This is a genomic window from Streptomyces sp. A01, assembly GCF_059026195.1.
Window position 1 is genome coordinate 94,528 of the sequence record NZ_JBWLKN010000008.1, and the last position, 18,406, is coordinate 112,933.

General features: G+C 73.1%; 18 protein-coding genes. 11 read left to right on the forward strand and 7 right to left on the reverse strand.

What is annotated here, in order from left to right:
- Nucleotides 1-38: 38 nt before the first annotated feature.
- From AC5P1B_RS13035 to AC5P1B_RS13050, 4 genes are read right to left on the reverse strand one after another with little or no spacing between them, the layout of a single operon-like run.
- Entirely contained in the window at nucleotides 39-1,112 is a 1,074-nt protein-coding gene (locus AC5P1B_RS13035) for an NAD(P)H-dependent flavin oxidoreductase (protein WP_493887353.1), read from the reverse strand.
- A gap of 41 nt (nucleotides 1,113-1,153) precedes the next feature.
- Complete coding sequence (locus AC5P1B_RS13040; protein ID WP_493887119.1) at nucleotides 1,154-1,972, reverse strand: CoA-transferase subunit beta; 819 nt, start codon at nucleotides 1,970-1,972, stop codon at nucleotides 1,154-1,156.
- Complete coding sequence (locus AC5P1B_RS13045; protein WP_493887120.1) at nucleotides 1,969-2,835, reverse strand: CoA transferase subunit A; 867 nt, start codon at nucleotides 2,833-2,835, stop codon at nucleotides 1,969-1,971. Before AC5P1B_RS13045 ends, AC5P1B_RS13040 begins: the two co-directional genes overlap by 4 nt.
- Nucleotides 2,832-3,656, reverse strand: coding sequence for an enoyl-CoA hydratase family protein (locus AC5P1B_RS13050; RefSeq protein ID WP_493887122.1), 825 nt, complete (start codon nucleotides 3,654-3,656; stop codon nucleotides 2,832-2,834). Before AC5P1B_RS13050 ends, AC5P1B_RS13045 begins: the two co-directional genes overlap by 4 nt.
- A 79-nt stretch (nucleotides 3,657-3,735) precedes the next feature.
- Between AC5P1B_RS13050 and AC5P1B_RS13055 the strand changes: the two genes are divergently transcribed.
- Entirely contained in the window at nucleotides 3,736-4,611 is an 876-nt protein-coding gene (locus tag AC5P1B_RS13055) for an SDR family oxidoreductase (RefSeq protein ID WP_493887124.1), read from the forward strand.
- Nucleotides 4,608-5,570 (forward strand): SDR family oxidoreductase, encoded by a 963-nt coding sequence (locus tag AC5P1B_RS13060; protein ID WP_493887126.1) that lies wholly within the window; start codon nucleotides 4,608-4,610, stop codon nucleotides 5,568-5,570. The genes AC5P1B_RS13055 and AC5P1B_RS13060 overlap by 4 nt, the downstream gene beginning before the upstream one ends.
- 106 nt (nucleotides 5,571-5,676) lie before the next feature.
- On the opposite strand, the gene AC5P1B_RS13065 is transcribed toward AC5P1B_RS13060, so the two are convergent.
- Nucleotides 5,677-6,000 carry a putative quinol monooxygenase gene (locus AC5P1B_RS13065; RefSeq protein ID WP_493887127.1) on the reverse strand — a complete coding sequence of 108 codons (324 nt, stop codon included), beginning with the start codon at nucleotides 5,998-6,000 and terminating at the stop codon, nucleotides 5,677-5,679.
- Between the two features lie 429 nt (nucleotides 6,001-6,429).
- Between AC5P1B_RS13065 and AC5P1B_RS13070 the strand changes: the two genes are divergently transcribed.
- The 3 genes from AC5P1B_RS13070 to AC5P1B_RS13080 all read left to right on the forward strand — a co-directional run bounded on the left by AC5P1B_RS13070 (nucleotide 6,430) and on the right by AC5P1B_RS13080 (nucleotide 8,897).
- Nucleotides 6,430-7,275: an alpha/beta fold hydrolase gene (locus AC5P1B_RS13070; protein WP_493887129.1), complete on the forward strand. Its 846-nt coding sequence runs from the start codon at nucleotides 6,430-6,432 to the stop codon at nucleotides 7,273-7,275.
- Nucleotides 7,276-7,454: 179 nt separating this feature from the next.
- A complete protein-coding gene (locus AC5P1B_RS13075; protein WP_493887131.1) occupies nucleotides 7,455-8,195 on the forward strand; it encodes a Clp protease N-terminal domain-containing protein in 741 nt (246 codons plus the stop codon).
- A 306-nt stretch (nucleotides 8,196-8,501) separates the two neighbouring features.
- Entirely contained in the window at nucleotides 8,502-8,897 is a 396-nt protein-coding gene (locus AC5P1B_RS13080; protein WP_493887355.1) for an RICIN domain-containing protein, read from the forward strand.
- A 101-nt stretch (nucleotides 8,898-8,998) separates the two neighbouring features.
- Here AC5P1B_RS13080 and AC5P1B_RS13085 read toward each other — a convergent pair whose 3' ends face one another.
- Both AC5P1B_RS13085 and AC5P1B_RS13090 read right to left on the reverse strand, forming a co-directional pair.
- Nucleotides 8,999-9,574, reverse strand: a complete 576-nt coding sequence (locus AC5P1B_RS13085) for a DUF1697 domain-containing protein (RefSeq protein ID WP_493887133.1) — start codon at nucleotides 9,572-9,574, stop codon at nucleotides 8,999-9,001.
- Between the two features lie 33 nt (nucleotides 9,575-9,607).
- Nucleotides 9,608-10,834, reverse strand: a complete 1,227-nt coding sequence (locus AC5P1B_RS13090) for a transglycosylase family protein (RefSeq protein ID WP_493887135.1) — start codon at nucleotides 10,832-10,834, stop codon at nucleotides 9,608-9,610.
- 292 nt (nucleotides 10,835-11,126) lie between these two features.
- On the opposite strand from AC5P1B_RS13090, the gene AC5P1B_RS13095 reads away from it, so the two are divergent.
- From AC5P1B_RS13095 to AC5P1B_RS13120, 6 genes are all read left to right on the forward strand, one after another.
- Complete coding sequence (locus AC5P1B_RS13095; protein ID WP_493887136.1) at nucleotides 11,127-12,143, forward strand: NADPH:quinone oxidoreductase family protein; 1,017 nt, start codon at nucleotides 11,127-11,129, stop codon at nucleotides 12,141-12,143.
- Entirely contained in the window at nucleotides 12,140-13,351 is a 1,212-nt protein-coding gene (locus AC5P1B_RS13100) for an acyl-CoA dehydrogenase family protein (protein WP_493887138.1), read from the forward strand. The genes AC5P1B_RS13095 and AC5P1B_RS13100 overlap by 4 nt, the downstream gene beginning before the upstream one ends.
- Entirely contained in the window at nucleotides 13,348-14,562 is a 1,215-nt protein-coding gene (locus tag AC5P1B_RS13105) for an acyl-CoA dehydrogenase family protein (RefSeq protein WP_493887139.1), read from the forward strand. Before AC5P1B_RS13100 ends, AC5P1B_RS13105 begins: the two co-directional genes overlap by 4 nt.
- Before the next feature lie 216 nt (nucleotides 14,563-14,778).
- On the forward strand, nucleotides 14,779-16,371 hold the full coding sequence (locus AC5P1B_RS13110) for an ABC transporter substrate-binding protein (protein WP_493887140.1): 1,593 nt from the start codon (nucleotides 14,779-14,781) through the stop codon (nucleotides 16,369-16,371).
- Nucleotides 16,372-16,409: 38 nt separating this feature from the next.
- Nucleotides 16,410-17,375, forward strand: coding sequence for an ABC transporter permease (locus tag AC5P1B_RS13115; RefSeq protein WP_493887356.1), 966 nt, complete (start codon nucleotides 16,410-16,412; stop codon nucleotides 17,373-17,375).
- Complete coding sequence (locus tag AC5P1B_RS13120) at nucleotides 17,368-18,393, forward strand: ABC transporter permease (RefSeq protein WP_493887141.1); 1,026 nt, start codon at nucleotides 17,368-17,370, stop codon at nucleotides 18,391-18,393. The genes AC5P1B_RS13115 and AC5P1B_RS13120 overlap by 8 nt, the downstream gene beginning before the upstream one ends.
- Nucleotides 18,394-18,406 lie beyond the last annotated feature (13 nt).

An 18,406-nucleotide genomic window follows, 5' to 3' on the forward strand; every position in this document is an offset into this window, starting at 1 on the left:
GCGGCCCCGGCCAGTGGCGGGTGGCCGGTCCGGCGGGCTCAGGACGGGTACGGACGCGGTGGGGCTTCCGGGCGCGGCAGCCCGTCCAGGACCTCGTAGGCCTGGGACATGACGCGCCCGACGAGTTCCGCGCACGACGGCAGGTCGTCGATGACCCCGGTGACCTGGCCGGACGCCATCACGCCCCGGTCGGTGCGGCCATCGACCAGGGAAGCCTTCAGCAGCATGGGGGCGTTGGCGGCCAGCAGGACCTGGCTCCATGTCAGGTCGCGGCGCCGCCGCATCGCCAGCCCGTCGCTGATCATCCGGGGCCAGCCCATGCCGGACTCCGAGGCGAAGGCGTTCGCCTGCCTCAGCGCCCGTACGAGCCGCGCCGCACGGCTGGACCGTTCGAGGAAGCCGACGAGCTCCGTCCGCAGCATCCGGTGCGGGAGCCCGTCGATCTCGGTGGTGACCACGGCGTCCCTGGCCGCCGCCGCCAGGTATCTGGCCTTCACCGCGTCGGGGACCGTGCTGTCGGAGGTCAGCAGGAAGCGGGTGCCCATGGCGACCCCGGCGGCGCCGTAGGCGAGCGCGGCGACCAGGCCGCGCCCGTCGAAGAAGCCGCCCGCCGCGATGACGGGGATGTCGACCGCGTCCACCACCTCCGGCAGCAGTACGGTCGTGGCGACCTCGCCCGTATGCCCGCCGCCCTCGCCGCCCTGCACGAGCACCGCGTCCGCGCCCCACCCGGCGGCCTTCTCCGCGTGCCGCCTGGCTCCCACGGTCGGGATGACGACGACACCCGCGTCCTTCAGCTCGGCCATCAGCGCCCGGGAGGGAGCGAGGGCGAAGGAGGCGACGCGCACTCCCTCTTCGATGATCAGCCGCACGCGTTCGGGGGCGTCGCCCGCGTCGGCCCTCAGATTGACGCCGAACGGGGCGTCGGTACGCGCCCGCACCTCCCGTACGGCGGCCCGCAGCTGGGGGACGCTCATGGTCGCCGAGGCCAGCAGGCCCAGGGCGCCCGCGTTGGCGGTGGCCGACACCAGACGCGGCCCGGCCACCCAGCCCATGCCCGTCTGCACGACCGGATACCGCACCCCGGCCAGCCGCGTCAGCGCGGTCGGCAGCGGCGCCGGGTCCGGTGACGGCGGCGGCCCGGGTGGCCCCGTCACGCCCGTACCTCCCGGTCCCGCAGCCCACGCGGGTCGATGACCTCCCGGATCAGCCGCAGCTCCGTCCTCGTCGGCTCGCGGGTGTACGGGACGGTGCTGGGCAGCGCCAGCGGAAAGCCCGTCGCCTCGACGACCTGTGTCAGGGTCACGCCCGGGTGCAGTGAGCACAGCCGCATCGTGTGGCCGGGGGTGGCGAAGTCGAAGACGCCGAGGTCGCTGACGACGCGGCGAAGCTCGTGGTAGCGGGCTGCCGAGGGCCCAGCGGCGGCGGCCCGGTCGTAGCCGACGCCGCACACCATGTCCACCCGTGGCGTGAACACGCGCGGGGAATGCCGGGGAATCCAGTAACTCGACGTGTGGTTCACGGTGTTGGCGGGCGCTCCGCGAACGCCGAGCAACTGCCGCAGCGGCCGGTCGGCGCCGCCCACGCGGGAGATGTTCTGGTTGCCGTACGGGTCGAGCTGGGCGGCGCCCATCATGACGTGCCGTCGGCCGCCCGCGACGAGCGCGAGATGCCGCCGGTAGGGCAGCCAGCCCTCCACCGCCTCCGCGGGGGCGCCCACCGCTGACACCTCGCCGACGAGCAGCGCTTCGCCGTCCGTGAGCAGCAGATCAGCGGCGAAGGTGAGCCTCGCGAGCCGGGCGCCGATGGTGGGCAGCACGCCGATCGGGCTGGCGAGGATCTCGCCGTCCCCGCGCCACGCCTCCGCGCAGGCAACAGCGCAGTACTCGGCCCGGGTCGGCGCCGCCGGCCGCGCGCCCCTGGCGCCCGCGCCCGCACCGCTGGTTCGCCCGCCCGGGGCCGGGCCGCTCATGTCGGCTCCCCGCGGAAGGCGGCGACAGCCGTCCGGTACGCGCGTTCGCCGCCCGACAGGTACCGCTCGGCGAAGGCCGCCCACGCCGCCGGTGAGGCGGCGGCCCGTACGTACTCCCGCTGGAACGCCTCGTCGCGGTCGTAGTCAGGGGCGCAGGAGGTGAAGTGGGCGCCGCCGGGTGCCTCGATCACGCCGTCCACCCGGGACCGGTTGACCAGCAGGGTCTGCGGGGCGTGCCCTTCCAGCAGCCGGCCGCCGCCGACGATCCGCTCGCACGAGAGGTAGGCCGCGTCCGCCGCCGAGCAGAACAGGTCGTCGAAGTACGGATCGGGGCCCAGGTACTGGCCGTTGCCGTACGCGTCGGCGCGGCTCAGGTGTACGAGGGCGGCGTCCAGCCGCAGCGCGGGCACGGCCACCAGTTCCTCGGCATCCGCGTACGGCGACGTCACGGTCCGCAGCGCCGGGTCGATCCGGGTGAGGTCAGAGCCGAGCCCGGCCCGCGTCGGCAGGAACGGCAATCGCTGCGCGGCGGCCGTCAGCCCCCACATGACCATCGCCTCGTCCAGCTCCGTGAGCTCCAGCGCGCCGCCTTCCCTGGCGGCACGGAAGTGCGGCTCCAGCGGGACCGAGTCGAGGGTGACGAAGGCGGTGACCAGCTTACGGACCTTTCCCGCGGCGGCGAGCAGCCCCACGTCGGGGCCGCCGTAGGAGACCACGGTCAGGTCGGTCAGCGGCGATCGCAGCAACGCGCGTACCAGAGCCATGGGCTTGCGCCGAGACCCCCAGCCGCCGATGCCGAGCGTCATGCCGCTCTCCAGGCGGCCTATCGCCTCGTCGGCGGTCATCGTCTTGTCGCGGCTCATGCCTGTCCCCCCGGCTCTCGCGCGTCCGGGCCCGTGCCGGGATCGCCGCCCGGCCGGTCCCGGCTGCCGAAGGCGGCACGGCGGCGGGCGGCGACGCCGCTGAGGGCGGCCTCGAAGGTGAAGCCCTGCTCGTAGCGGTAGCAGCGCCGCACGTCCACCGGATCGATGCCGTTGAGGGCGGACTTGGCCAACCGCAGCAGGTAGCCGTCCTTGGCGGCGATCTCCGCGGCCAGTTCCCGCGCGGCCTCCCGCAGCTGTTCGCGCGGGACGACGCGCCACACCGAGCCGTGGTGGTGCAGCTCCGCCGCGCTGACCGTGCGTGAGGTGTAGTACAGGGCGCGCGTCAGGTGCTGCGGCACCAGCCGGGCCAGATGCGTCGCCGCGCCGAGCGCTCCCCGGTCGAGCTCGGGCACGGCGAACGTGGCGTCCTCGCTCGCCACGATGGCGTCGGCACTGCCGACCAGCCCGATGCCACCACCGAGGCAGTGCCCGTGCACGGCGGCGACGACGGGGACCGCGCACTCGTACACCGCGGCGAACGCCTCCGCGCAGCCCCGGTTGACGTCGAGCAGCGCGCGGTGGTCCTCGGCGCGCTGCAACTCCTTGAGGTCCACGCCCGCGTTGAAGCCGCGCCCGGTGGCGGTGAGCACCACACAGCGCACCTCGGGCCGGTCGCCCGCCTCGCGCACGGCGGCGGCCAGCTCACGCCAGCCGCGCACCGGGAGGGCGTTGACCGGCGGGAAGTCGACGGTGACGACGGCGATGCCGCAGTCGTCGGCGGAGAGACCGGGGAAGCCGGGGAAGGAAGTGGAGACACCCATGGCAGGATCAGCTACCTTTCCACCAAACATTTGTTAGGTGCGAACGTAGCAGCGGTGAACGCGTCACGGGAGGTGCCGCTTGGCCGTCATCATCGATCTGTCGGGCAGCGTCGCTGTCGTCACCGGGGGCACCCGGGGCGTCGGCGCCGGCATCACCCGCGCCCTGCTCACCGCGGGAGCCGAGGTCGTGGTCTGCGCGCGCAGACCCCCTGACCTGGCCCTCACCGCGGGCGGACGCACCGCCCGCTATCTGCCTGTCGACCTCTGCGACCCGGACGCCGTCAACGCTCTCTTCGCGGGCGTCCACCGCCTGTTCGGGCGGCTGGACATCCTGGTCAGCAACGCGGGCGGCACCCCGCCTGGCCTGCTCGCCGACGTGGGCCGGCGCCGCGCCGCCCGGGTCATCGAACTGAACCTCACCGCATCTGTGACGGCCGGTCTCGCCGCGTACGAGGTGATGCGGCGGCAGCCCGGCGGCGGGTCGATCGTGATGATCGGCAGCGTCAGCGGCAACCGGCCGTCCCCCGGCGCGGCAGCCTACGGCGCGGCGAAGGCGGGGCTGGAGAACCTGGCCCGCTCCCTGGCCGTGGAGTGGGCGCCCCGGATACGCGTGAACGCGCTCATCGTCGGCATGGTCCGCACCGAACGGTCCAGCCGCCACTACGGGGACGCCGAGGGCGTCGCCGCCGTCGGACGGACCGTGCCGCTGGGGCGTCTCGCCGAACCCGCCGAGGTCGGCGACGCCTGCGTCTTCCTCGCGTCCCCCCTGGCCTCGTACATCAGCGGCGCCAGCCTGCGGCTCGACGGCGGTGGGGAATGCCCGGCGTACCTCGGGGCGTTGAGCGACGCCACGCCCCATTCGGACGGCCCGGACGGACCGGACGACACGCGCCGACCCGGGTCGGCTGCGCCGTCCGAGCCAGAGGAGCCAGGGGAGCCAGGGGAGTGGGGATGACCGGATTATGTGCGGGGCGCGTCGCCGTCGTCACCGGCGCGGGACGGGGGCTCGGCCGGGCGCACGCGCTGGCGCTCGCCGCCGAGGGCGCCCGGGTCGTCGTCAACGACCTCGGAGTGAGCGCGGACGGCGCGCCGGAGGCCCCGGCGGCAGGCCCGCCTCCCGGGACGGGCGGGTCCGGCGCTCTTGGAGCCGACGAGCCCGCCGCGCGCGTGGCCGCCGAGATCGTACGCGCCGGAGGCGAGGCCATCGCGCACGGCGGGGACATCGCCACCTCCGACGGCGCCGCCGGTCTCATCGCCGCCGCCGTGGACACCTACGGCCGCCTGGACACCCTGGTCAACAACGCCGGATTCCTCCGGGACGGCATGCTCGTCACGCTGGACGAGGACGACTGGGACGCGGTGATCCGGGTGCACCTCAAAGGCCACGCCTTGCCGTTGCGGCATGCCGCCGCCCACTGGCGCGCCGAAGCCAAGGCGGGCCGCGGGCCGGTCGCGCGCGTCATCAACACCAGCTCGGGCGCGGGACTGCGGGGAAGCGTCGGGCAGGGCGGCTACTCCGCGGCCAAGGCGGGAATCCTCGCTCTCACCCTCGTCGCGGCCGCCGAACTCGGCCGCTACGGCGTCCAGGTCAACGCCATCGCCCCGGCCGCCCGTACCCGTATGACGGAAACGGTCTTCGCCGAGGCGATGGCGCCGCCCACGGAGGGGTGCTTCGACGCGATGGCACCGGAGAACGTCTCACCGCTGGTCGTCTGGCTCGGCTCAGCCGCCAGCGACGGGGTGACGGGCCGCGTCTTCGAGGCCGAGGCGGGCCGCATCACCGTCATGGAGGGCTGGCGCCCAGGCCCCAGCGCTGACAAGGGTGCTCGCTGGACCCCGCGCGAGGCGGGCGCGACGGCACGGCGGCTGCTGGGGGCGGCCGACCCGCCGCCACCCGTGTACGGGGCGCGCTGACGAGCCCGCACGGGGCCGGCGGCAGGGCTGCCAGCGGGGCTGTCTGCGGGGCTGTCTGCGGGGCTGTCGGTACGGAAGCCTCGCAGAGATCCCTGGGGGTGCGTTGTCAGTCGACCGTGAGTTCTCCCATGGCGCTCCAGCCCGTGGCGCCCTCGATCGTGGTGCTCACGATCTCCGGTGTGTGGCGCACCAAGGGGCGCATCGTCTCCATCGCCGCACGGAAGTCGTCCGAGTTCACATGCGCCTCGGCCGCGTCGTCCTTGAACGCCTCGACGAGGACGTAGGTGTTCGGGTCCTCGACACCGCGCGACCACTCGAACCAGAGATTGCCCGGCTCGGCCCGGGTGGCGTTGGTGAACGCCTCGACGTGCTGCATCCAGTCGTCGGCGTGTTCTGGCTTCACGGGGAATTTCACGACAATAAAGATCATTCGGTAAGCCTAGATCATGGTCGGCCGAGCCCTGGTGAGCCGGGTGCCGGTGGCGTCGGATGCCTCTCCGCGCGCGCCCGGGCGGGCGAACCGCTCACGGGGATCAGGGGTGTGGCTCGAAAGGTCGGACGCCTCTTCGCCAGTCTCCGCCAAGGGCGCCGGGCGACTCCGCGCGCGCGTACCGTCGGCGTGCTGGCGCCCCGGAACGGCGCGGCGCGGCCGATGTGGTGGCCGTCGCCGTGGGTTGTGGGATACACCGGCATGACGACGCCGTCGTCGCCGATGGCCGCTGTCCGTGCGGCGCGTCCTGCCAGGTCCTTGGCGGGGTGCGCGGCCCCGCCGCCGTGTCACTCCCCCGGAAGGGAGGCCGGCGAAAGGCCCGGTCTCGTGTCACCGATCGCTGACAGCCAATCTCTACAGGAGGCACCGTTGTTCACCTTCACCAGTCAGGACGGCCTGCCGATCCATGTACGTACGTGGCTCCCGGACGGCCCGCCGCGCGGCATCGTCCAGATCGCCCACGGCATGGGCGAACACGCCGGCCGCTACGCACCGCTCGCACGGGCGCTGACCAGCAAGGGTCACGCCGTCTACGCCGACGACCACCGGGGCCACGGCCTGACCACGCACGCGGGTCCCGGGGTGCTCGGCGACGACGGGTGGAACCTGCTGGTGGCGGATATCGCCGAACTGTCGCGCATCGCCCGCGACCGGCACCCCGGGCTGCCGCTGGTCATGCTCGGCCACAGCCTCGGCTCGTTCGCCGTCCAGCAGTACCTGCTGGACCACAGCGGCCTCGCCGACGCGGTGGTGCTGTCCGGGACCACCGTTGTCGACGGGTTCGTCGACTGGCTCGACGAGGTGCGGCCCGACATCACGGGCGCCCTCAACGCCCCGTTCGAGCCCCTCCGCACGGAAGCCGACTGGCTCAGCCGCGACGACGCCCAGGTGGACCTCTACCTCGCCGACCCGCTGAGCGGCTTCCTCCTGGACGACAAGGCCATGGGGGAGCTGGCCGTCGCCGCGCGGAGCAGGCTGGTCGAGTTCGGGGACCTCCCCGCGAACAAGCCCCTGTATGTCATGGTCGGCGACCAGGACCCGCTCAACCAGGGGCTGGCCCTGAGTGACCTGCTGGTCGAGCGCTACCGCAAGGCGGGGCTCACCGACATCACGTACGACATCTACCCCGGAGGGCGGCACGAGCTGTTCAACGAGACCAACCGCGACGAGGTGGTCGCCGAGCTGATCTCGTGGATCGAGCGCGCGACAGGGTGACCACCGGCGCGCCCCGGTCCACGTCCCGCTGGAGTCGGCCTGAGTGACGGCCCCGTGCCGACCGCCGCCGAACTCCGCACGTCCGCCTTGGAGATGGGCTCACCAGGTGCCGCCGGCGCCGGGAGATCGACTGTCAACTTCGGGTTGACGATCGGGAAATGTCAACCTAGGGTTGACGCATGGCGAATCAAGTCCGTATGACGTCCCCCATCCGGCTCGACGATCTGATCGAGGCCATCAAGAAGGTTCACTCCGACGCTCTCGACCAGCTTTCCGGCGCGGTCATCGCAGCCGACCACCTCGATGAGGTGGCCGACCACCTGATCGGGCACTTCGTGGACCAGGCGCGGCGCTCGGGCGCGTCCTGGACGGACATCGGCAGGAGCATGGGGGTCACCAGGCAGGCGGCTCAGAAGCGGTTCGTGCCCAAGAAGCCCGGCGAGACCTCGGACCTCGACCCGAGCCAGGGGTTCAGCCGGTTCACCGAGGAGGCGAGGAACGCCGTCGTGGGCGCGCAGAACGAGGCCCGCGCCGCGCAGAACGACGAGATCCGCCCCGAGCACCTGGTGCTGGGACTGCTGAGCGAGCCGGACGCGCTCGCCGCCACGTCGCTCGTCGCGCGGGGCGTGCCGCTGGAGACCGTCCGGCAGGCCGTGACCGCGGTGCTGCCCCCGGCGGCCGACCAGGTCCCCGAGCTCATCCCGTATGACGCCGGGTCCCGGAAGGTGCTGGAACTGACCTTCCGGGAGGCCCTACGGCTGGACCACACCGCCGTCGGAACCGAGCACATCCTGCTCGCCCTGCTGGAGTTCGAGGCGGGCACCGGCGTGCTGACCGGCCTCGGCGTCGACAAGGCGGCCGCCGAGGCCGCCATCGTCAGCGCCGTGGCCGCGGTGCCGGAAGCCGAAGCGCGGGAGTGACGCCGAGTGCGCCCCCGGCCCCCGGCCCCCGGCGGTTCGGCGGGAACCACCGGGGGCGGGGCGCGCTCCCTCGGCGCGAGGCGCGCTCACGGCGGGCTCCGCGCGCGGCGCTTCGCCGCGCAGACGGCGCTGAGCACTACCCCGGAGGGTGGGCAGCGAGCCGCTCGTACCGCCTCGGTTGGCACGGAATTCCATCGAGGGGCGGACTGTACCGGGGTGCGGGCGCCGTAGGTTGCCGAGCGTCACTTCGGAATCCGGCAATTCGCGTTCGAGCAGGTCCCGGGCGCCGCCGGAAGCGTCAAGTACATCAAGAGCAAGAACAGCGGCGAATGCCTGACCGTCTACCGGGCCAGCAAGGCGAACAACGCCATCGTCAACCAGTACCGCTGCGTGGGGGCGGCCAACCAGCGGTGGAATGGGGAGAACACCGGAGGTCTGTCCTACGCGCTGCGCAACATGAACAGCGGGAAGTGCCTCACCGTGCGCCGTGCGAGCAAGGCCAAGGGCGCGGTGATCGACCAGTACACGTGTGTCGCGCAAAGCAACCAGTCGTTCTGGATCAACATCAGCAAGCGGCACTCGTCGCTCAAGGCCGCGCATTCCAGGAAATGCGTGGACGTGCAGGGCGCGAGCAAGGCGGACAGCGCCCGGGTGATCCAGTGGTCCTGCAACGGCCGTAAGAACCAGTCCTGGACCCACTGAGCCGGATTTCCCCGCCGTCGTTTCCCGGCAGCGGCCCGGGTCCCGCCCGCCGGCCCCGAGTCGCCGCCCTCGCGCTCCCAGGGAGGGCGCGGGCGCGACCGTCATGCCTCCTGTGCCGCGGTGGCCATCTCGGCCAGCTTGCTGACGGTGTTCCAGTTGCGCGCCGTCCCGGTCACGCCGAGCCGCTTGTCCGACAGCACCTGGGCCAGCTTCGAATTCCGCACGCCGTCCGGGCAGTGCAGATAGATCTCGCGCTCGCCCAGGCGGAACTCGTCCGGGGCATACGCTGCGGGGTCGATGTCCGCGAGCAGCGCGGGGGCGGCGGGCCCGGACAGGAACGTGACCAGGAGCCGGGCCGGGTCCACACCGGGGTCCCGGAAGGGGTCGCGCTCGACGACCCGGCGCAGCTCGGCGCCGTCCCGCACCAGCACCCGTACGTCCAGCGACAGCCGCTCGGCGATGGCCCGCTCCAGGGCGTCACCGATCGCGTCGGGGCCGGTGGGGGCCCCGTGCCCGGCTTCCCGCCGGGGAGCGGTGAACACCGCGTTGCCGCTCCGCAGATGGGTACGCACATCGGCGCACCCAAGACCCGTCAGCAACTCCCGCAGGGTCGCCATCGGAATCCGGTTGTGCCGGCCCACATTGACGCCGCGCAACAGCGCCACGTATGTCGTCACCGGCCTAACGTAACCGCCGGCTGTGACAACCGCTCAGATGCTGACGCCGTGTGATCTGAGGTAGGCGAGGGGATTGACGTCGGAGCCGTAGCCGGGACCGGTGCGTATCTCGAAGTGCAGGTGAGGCCCGCTGCTGTTGCCGGTGGAGCCGGACCGGCCGATCAGCTGCCCGCCGCTCACCGGCTGGCCCGCACGCACGGAGACCTGTGACAGGTGGGCGTACTGGCTGTACTTGCCGTCCGTGTGCCGGATCACGATCTGGTACCCGTATGCGTCGGCCCAGCCCGCCGAGACGACCGTGCCACCGCCGACCGCCTTCACCGAGGTTCCGATGGAGACCGGGAAGTCGACACCCGTGTGGTAGCCGCTGGCCCAGCTGGACCCCGCGACGCCGTACCCGGTGGTCACGCCGCTGCCGCTGACGGGCGCGGTGAAGCCCGAGATCGGCACCGCCCTCTTCGCCGGCTTCTGCGCGGGCTTGGGCGCCGGTTTCCGGGTGGGCGCTGACCGCTGCTCGCCGTTGCCGCCCTTCGCCTTGTCCGGGCTTTTCGCCTTCGGGCTCTCGCTCCGCGCCTCAGGGCGCTCGGGCCGCGGTTTGACGGGGGCCGACCGGCCGCCGCTCAGCGACAGCCGCTGCCCGGGCAGGATCAGGTCGGGGTCGGAGCCGATGGTCTCCCGGTTGGCGTCGTACAGCCGCTGCCACCCGCCGCCCACGTTGTGGCTGTCCGCGATGGTGGACAGCGAGTCACCGCCCACGACGACATAGGCACCGGCCTTGGGGCCGCTCCCGGGCAGCGAGGTGGGCGCGGCCTGCGCCTTCGTGCGGCGGCTGTCGGCCTTCGCGGGCCGGTCCTGGGCGGACTGGGCCTGCGGGGCGGCGCTGTCCCGGGTCAGCCCGGCACCAGCCGAGCAGTTCGGCCACGCGCCCGGGCCCTGCACCTTCAGCACCTTCTCGGCGATGGCGATCTGCTGCTCGCGGGTCGCCAGGTCGGCGCGCGGCGCGTAGGCGGTGCCGCCGAACTCCTGCCAGGTGCTCTGCGAGAACTGGAGCCCGCCGTAGTAGCCGTTGCCGGTGTTGATGTCCCAGTTGTCGGTGCTCTCGCAGTGCGCGACCTTGTCCCAGGTGTCCTGCGGGGCGGCGGTGGCCCCGGCGGCGCCGACGAGCGGGAGGGCCATGCCCGCGCTGCCCGCTGTGACACTGAGCGAGGCGCGAGAGACTCGGTTGGGCTGATAACGGCGATGGCGGCCACGTAACGGCATGGAGCGCTCCTCTCCCCGCGCCTGCCGCGCGAGCGTTCGGCGCGCCACAGCGTAGGGCCGCCGTACCACCGCCACAAGAGGGCGGCGATGGGCGAGGGCACCGCGCGCGGGGGCGCGCGTGCCGACCCGGCGGGCGGACGGAGGGGGCGCGCGGCGCCGGGCACCCGGCCCCGGCCGGGTGTGACCCGCGCGTCGGAGACAGGGGCTGTCTCCAGCTCGTACCGACTGGTTAGTATGCGCCCAGCGCGGGACCGCGCCGCGTACCACCTGACCGTTTGTGGGAGGCCAGCGAATGCAGGCATGGCGAGTGCACGAGAACGGCGAGCCGCGCGAGGTGATGCGCCTTGACGAGGTCCCCGACCCGGTGCCGGGCCCAGGCGAGGTACTGCTGCGCGTCCGCGCCGCGAACGTCAACTTCCCCGACGCGCTGCTCTGCCGGGGGCAGTACCAGGTGCGGCCCCCGCTGCCGTTCATCCCAGGCGTCGAGGTGTGCGCCGAGATCACCGCACTCGGCGAGGGCGTGGATGCCGCAGCGCCCGCGACGCGCGTGGGCGCCCGCGTACTGGCCCAGCCTCCGGTCCCCACCGGCGGCTTCGCCGAGCACGCCGTCGTGAGCGCGGACAGCGTGCTGCCCGCGCCGGAGACCCTGGACGACGCCGAGGCCGCGGCGCTGCACATCGGCTACCAGACCGCGTGGTTCGCCCTGCACCGCAGGGCCCGGATCGAAGCGGGCGAGACGCTGCTGGTGCACGCGGCGGCGGGCGGAGTCGGCAGCGCCGCCGTACAGCTCGGCAAGGCGGCCGGGGCGACCGTGATCGGCGTCGTCGGCGGCCAGGACAAGGCGGCCGTCGCCCGCGAGCTCGGCTGCGACCTCGTTCTGGACCGGCGCACCGACGACGTCGTCGCCGCGGTCAAGGCCGCGACCGGCGGCCGCGGCGCCGACGTCATCTACGACCCGGTGGGCGGCGACGCCTTCACCCAGTCGGTGAAGTGCGTGGCCTTCGAGGGCCGCGTCGTGATCGTCGGTTTCGCCAGCGGCGTCATCCCGAGCGCCGCTCTCAACCACGCGCTCGTGAAGAACTACGCGGTGCTCGGCCTGCACTGGGGGCTGTACAACACCCACGACCCGGCCGCCGTCCGCGCCTGCCACGAGGAGCTGACCAGGCTCGCGGCACGCGGCGCGGTCAAGCCACTGGTCAGCGAGCGCGTGCCGATGTCCCGGGCGGCCGACGCCGTACAGCGCGTCGCCGACGGCGTCACCACCGGCCGCCTCGTCGTCGTACCCGGATTCACGGAGGATGCCCGATGACCGCGGACAGCACAGCGGCGCCCGGCCAGGTGGACGCGGCCGGACTGCGGCGCAGGGTCGCCGACCTGCTCGCCGCCCACGACCCGGCCACCACGGACCGGCTGGACTTCCTGCGGGCCCGCTTCGACGCCGGACTCGCCTGGGTGCACTATCCCGTCGGACTCGGCGGCCTGGACGCGCCGCGCGCCCTGCAGAGCGTCGTCACCGCGGCGCTCGACGCCGCCGGAGCCCCCGACAACGACCCGCGCCGGATCGGCATCGGCCTCGGCATGGCGGCCCCGACCATCCTGCGGTACGGCACCGACGAGCAGAAGCAGCGGCTGCTGCGCCCGCTGTGGACAGGCGAAGAGGTGTGGTGCCAGCTGTTCAGCGAACCGGGCGCGGGCTCCGACCTCGCCGCGCTCGCCACCCGCGCGGTACCGGACGGCGACGACTGGGTGATCGACGGGCAGAAGGTGTGGACCTCAAGCGCCCACGTCGCCCGGTGGGCGATCCTCATCGCCCGCACCGACCCCGACCTGCCCAAGCACCGCGGCATCAGCTACTTCGTCTGCGACATGACCGACCCCGGCGTCGAGGTCAGGCCGCTGCGCCAGATCACCGGCGAGGCCGAGTTCAACGAGGTCTTCCTGACCGGCGTGCGCATCCCCGACTCACGCCGCCTCGGCGAGCGCGGCGACGGCTGGCGCGTCGCCCAGACAACCCTCATGAACGAGCGCGTCGCCATCGGCGGCGGCAGCGTGCCCCGCGAGGACGGCATGATCGGCGTCGCGGCGCGCACCTGGCGTGAGCGCCCCGAGCTGCGCACCCACGACCTGCACCAGCGGCTGCTGCGGCTGTGGGTGGAGGCGGAGGTCGCCCGGCTCGCCGGGCAGCGGCTCGGCCAGCAGCTGGCCGTCGGCCAGCCGGGACCCGAGGGCTCCGCGATGAAGCTCGCCTTCGCCCGTCTCAACCAGAAGATCAGCGGCCTGGAGGTGGAGCTCCTCGGCGAGGAGGGACTGGCGTACGACGACTGGACGATGCGCCGCCCCGAACTCGTGGACTTCACCGGGCGCGACGCCGGTTACCGCTATCTGCGCGCCAAGGGCAACTCGATCGAGGGCGGCACCTCCGAGGTGCTGCTCAACATCATCGCCGAACGCGTACTCGGCCTGCCGTCCGAGCCCCGCACCGACAAGGACGCCGCCTGGAAGGACCTCCCCCGATGACGCACCAGGCTCCCACGAGCGCACCCGACCTGCTCTACGCCGAGCAGGAGGAGGACCTGCGGGCCGCCGTACGTTCGCTGCTCGCCGACCGCTGCCCGCCGTCGGCCGTGCTCGCCCACACCGAAACCGGCCGCCCACTGGACGCCGGACTGTGGCGTTCCCTGGCCGCCGACATGGGCGTGGCCGGGCTGCTCGTCCCGGAGAAGCTGGGCGGCCAGGGCGCGAGCGCCAGGGAAGCGGCCGTCGTACTGGAGGAACTCGGCCGGGGCATCGCCCCCGTCCCGTACCTCAGCAGCGCGGTCATCGCCACCCAGGCGCTGCTGAGCTGCGCCGCCGCGGCCGACGAGAGCGGCGCGGCGGGTGAGCGCGGCGCGTCAGCCGGGCCGGACGTCAACGGGCTGCTGGGCGCGCTCGCCGCCGGGAGCCGCGTCGGTGTGCTCACCGTGCCGCTGTCCGCCGCGCCGGGCGGCTCGCTGCCCCTCACCGTACGAGCCGACGGCGGCTCCGCCCTCACCGGCAAGGTCACCGGCGTCGCCGACGCGCTCGCCGCCGACCTGCTGCTCGTCCCCGCCGACGGCCCGGAAGGGCTCGGCCTGTACGCCGTCGACACGGAGCGCGAGTCCGGCGCGGGGACCGGGGCGACGGCTCCCCGCATCGAGTCCGTCACCCCGCTCGACCTGACCCGCACGCTCGCCGACGTCACCTTCGACGGCACGCCCGCCCGCCGCGTCGCCGGGCCAGGACACGCCGCCGCCCTCGACCAGGCGCTGCTGACCGGCGCCGGGCTGCTCGCCTCCGAGCAGCTCGGGCTCGCCGAATGGTGCCTGACCGAGACTGTGCGCTACACCAAGGAGCGTCACCAGTTCGGCCGCCCCGTGGGCTCGTTCCAGGCCCTCAAGCACCGGATGGCGGCACTGTGGCTCGATCTCGTCTCGGCCCGCGCGGCGGCTCGCGCCGCCGCTGACGCGCTCGCGACGGAGAGCCCCGACGTGCCGGTCGCCGTGGCGGTGGCGCAGGCGCACTGCGCGCGGGTCGCCGTGCGCACCGCCGAGGAGTGCGTCCAGCTGCACGGCGGCATCGGCATGACCTGGGAGCACCCCGCCCACCTCTACCTCAAGCGGGCCAAGAGCGACGAGATCGCGCTGGGCACGCCCGGGCGCCACCAGGACGCCCTCGGCCGGCTCGTCGGCCTGGCGCCGCCGCAGAGCTGACCGGTTCCCACGACCACCCGGCGCCGGGCTGACACGGGAGGGTGTCAGCCCGGCGCCGCCGGGCCGGTCGCCCGCACCACCGCCCGGCGCCGGTCGGGCCTTCCCCTCGTCGGGGCCCGCTGGCCCCGCTCACTTCGACACGTTGTTTAATAGCGACAGTGTTTAATTGCGACCGTTTCGCAGTAACGGTTGATCTTCAACAGAGGTGTGTGGGGCATGACGGCCCGGACGATACGGACAGTGGCCGCCACGACGACGGCAGGCGTCCTGGCACTGAGCGCGGCAGCCTGCTCGACCCCCGGTGACGGCAAGGACGGCGGCCCGGCCGACGCGGCGGTCGTCGGCATCGCCTACGAGCCGGAGACCCTGAGCCCGCTCCTCGGCTACGGCAAGGACGGCAACTCCAAGATCTTCGACGGCCTGCTGACGCACGACGCCGAGATGCGCCTGAAGCCCGCCCTCGCGGAGAAGCTGCCCGCGATATCCGACGGCGGCCGCACCTACACGTACACCCTGCGCGACGGCGTGCGGTTCAGCGACGGCGAGCCGTTCACCGCCGACGACGTGGTCTTCACGTACCGCACCATCCTCGACAAGAAGACGAACAACGCCTCCAAGACCGAACTCGACGCGATCAAAGACGTCCGCGAGAAGGACGACAAGACCGTCGTCTTCCACCTGAAGTACCCCTACGCGCCGTTCGCGGAGCGCACCGTGCTGCCCGTCGCGCCCGAACACGTCGCGGGCGAGCAGGACGTGAACACCGGCTCCTTCACCACCAAGCCCATCGGCACGGGGCCGTACGTCCTCAGCCGCTGGAGCAAGGGCGAAAAGCTCACCTTCAAGGCCAACCCCACCTACTGGGGCGGCGCGCCGAAGGTCAAGAAGTTCACGATGGCCATCATCAAGGACGACGACATCCGCGCCACCCGGCTGCGCTCCGGAGACCTCGACGGCGCCATCCTGCCGCCCAACCTCGCCGCCACCTTCAAGAGCGAGAGCGACCTGCGGACCCTGAAGGCCACGACGTACGACTACCGCACCGTGACGCTCCCCAGCGGCAACCCGGTCACCGGCGACCGCGCCGTACGCCGCGCGCTGGACGTCGCCGTCGACCGGCAGGCCATGGTCGACAGCATCCTCGACGGCGCGGGCAAAGCCGCCTACGGCCCCGTCCCGACCGGCAGCGAGTGGTTCACCAAGGGCACCGAACGCCCCCACGACCTCAGCAAGGCCAAGAAGATCCTTGACGAGGCGGGCTGGAAGCCCGGCAAGGGCGGCATCCGCGAAAAGGACGGCAAGCGCGCCTCGTTCACCCTCTGGTACCTCACCGGCGACAAGCTCCGCCAGGACCACGCCCTCGCCTACGCCTCCGACGCCAAGAAGGCGGGCATCCAGGCCAAGGTGCAGTCAGGCACCTGGGAGGTCATCGAGCCGCGCATGAAGCACGACGCGGTCCTCGCGGGCGGCGGCAGCCCCGCCGACCCGGACTTCGACCAGTACACCCTGCTCAACTCCTCGCTCGCCGGTGACGGCTTCAACAACATGGCCCACTACGACAACCCCGCCGTGGACAAGGCCCTCACCGAAGGCCGCCGCAGCGGCGACAAGGCGCGGCGCAAGGCGGCGTACGACACCATCCAGCGGGAACTGGCCGACGACCCCGGCTACACCTTCCTCACCCACATCGACCACCTCTACGTCCTCGCCGACAAATGGGCCCCGCTGACCACGCAGACCGAGCCGCACGACCACGGCCTCGCCTCCGGCCCCTGGTGGAACGTCGAGAAGTGGCAGCCGAAGAAGTGACCCGCCCCCGGCGCGGCGGCAGCCTGCCCTGGGCCTCCATGGCACGGCTCGCCGGACGGCGCGTCCTGTTCGCCGTGCCCGTGCTGCTCGGCGTCACCCTCGGCGTCTTCGCCATGGCCGCGGCCTCCCCGTTCGACCCGGTCAAGGCATACGCGGGCACCGCCGGGCTCACCGCCTCCCAGGAACACCTCGACCAGCTGCGGGCCAACCTCGGCGCCGACGACCCCTTCGCCGTCCGCTGGTGGAACTGGCTGACCTCGGCCGTCACCGGAGACCTCGGCGACTCCACCTCACTGCGGCAGCCCGTGGCCCAGGTCATCAGCGAGCGCATCGGCTGGTCCGTGCTGCTGTGCGCGGTGGCCTTCGCGCTGGCCGTGCTCATCGGCACCGCACTCGGCGTGCTCGCCGCCCGCCGCAGGGGCGGGGTCTTCGACCGGGTCGTCACCTTCCTCTGCTACACGCTGGAGGCCGCCCCGCCGTTCTGGCTCGGACTGCTCGCCGTCTGGCTGTTCGCGCTGAGGCTGGACGCGCTCCCGGCGGGCGGGCTGACCGACACCTCCAGCGAGGTCGCCACGTTCAGTCAGGTCACCAGCCACCTCATCCTGCCCGCCGCCGTCCTCGCGATCTCCCAGCTCCCGTGGTTCGTGCTGTACGTACGGCAAGGCGTCGGCGACGCGCTCGACGAGGACCCCGTACGCGGCGCGCGCGCCCGCGGCCTGAGCGAGCGCACCGTCCTGCTCGGCCACGCCCTGCGCTCAGGACTCCTTCCGGTCCTCACCCTCATCGGCTCCCGGGTCCCCGAGCTCATCACCGGAGCGCTCCTCATCGAAACGGTCTTCAGCTGGCCCGGCATCGCCTCGGCGACCGTCGAGGCGGCGACGAGCGTGGACTTCCCGCTCCTCGCCGCCCTCACGGTGCTCGCCACGCTGGCGGTCCTCGCCGGGAACCTGCTCTCCGACCTGCTGTACGGACTCGCCGACCCCAGGGTGGGCTTCGATGGCTGACCACCCCCTCCACCCGGAAAGCGGCCCACGGCCCGCACCCGCCCGGTCCACACCGGCCCGGTCCACACCGGCCCAATCCAGGCCAGCCCAGTCCATAGCAGCCCAGTCCGGCACGGCCGAGGCCCCGTCCGGTGCGGCCGGGCCCTCGTCTGGCGTGGCCGCGGCCTCGTCTGGCGCGGCCGACGCCCAGCCCGGCGCGGCCGGCACCCCGCCCGGCGTCCCCGCCGCCCTCGTGGCCGCCATCGTCCTGACCGTCCTCCTCGTCCCCCTGCTCTTCCCCCTGGACGAGCAGGCCGTCCACCTGGCCGACAAGCTCCAGGCGCCGTCCCCCGACCACCCCTTCGGGACCGACGACGTGGGCCGCGACCTCCTCCTGCGCTGCGTGTACGGGCTGCGGGTCTCCCTCCTCGTCGGCGTCGTCGCCGCGCTCGCCGCCACGGTCATCGGCACCGCCGTCGGCGCGCTCGCGGGCGCCCTCGGCGGCTGGGCGGACCGCCTCGTGATGCGGCTCGTGGACCTCTTCTCCTCCGTGCCGCACCTGCTGCTCGGCATCTTCATCGTGGCGATGTTCCGGCCCGGCATCTGGCCGGTCGTCATCTCCGTGGCCCTCACCCACTGGCTGTCCACCGCGCGCATCGTCCGCGCCGAGCTGCTGTCGCTGCGCACCCGGCCCTACGTGGACGCGGCCATCTCCGGCGGCGCGTCACGCTGGCGGGTGGCCGTACGGCATCTGCTGCCCGCGGTGGCGCCCCAGGCCGGGCTCGCCGCCGTGCTGATGGTGCCGCACGCCATCTGGCACGAGTCGGCGCTCTCCTTCCTCGGTCTCGGACTGCCCAGCCACAAGGCCAGCCTGGGCGCCATGGTGCAGAGCGCCCGCGGCTCACTGCTGGCCGGTGACTGGTGGCCGACGCTCTTCCCCGGGCTGCTGATCATCGTCCCCACGCTCGCCATCGCGGGCCTCGCGGGCGCCTGGCGCGACCGGATCAACCCGCGCCGCCGATCGGAGTTGACCCTGTGACCAGCGACCGCCC